The sequence below is a fragment of the Agrobacterium sp. ICMP 6402 genome, assembly GCF_009498615.1.
Classification (GTDB): Bacteria; Pseudomonadota; Alphaproteobacteria; order Rhizobiales; family Rhizobiaceae; genus Agrobacterium; species Agrobacterium burrii.
On record NZ_QSNV01000020.1, the window covers coordinates 1 to 203 of the forward strand.

Genomic DNA, 203 nt, shown 5'->3' on the forward strand with positions numbered 1-203 from the left:
GTCGGCATTCGTCCGACCTCGAAGACGACGGTTACCGGCGTTGAAATGTTCCGCAAGCTGCTCGATCAGGGCCAGGCCGGCGACAACATCGGCGCGCTGGTTCGCGGCGTTACCCGTGACGGCGTTGAGCGTGGTCAGATCCTGTGCAAGCCGGGTTCGGTCAAGCCGCACAAGAAGTTCATGGCAGAAGCCTACATCCTGAC

At 61.6% G+C, this 203-nt stretch carries 1 protein-coding gene; it reads left to right on the forward strand.

What is annotated here, in order from left to right; genetic code table 11:
- Positions 1–203 (forward strand): EF-Tu/IF-2/RF-3 family GTPase (locus DXT96_RS26435; protein ID WP_246670665.1); only part of this gene is annotated, 203 nt, incomplete at both ends.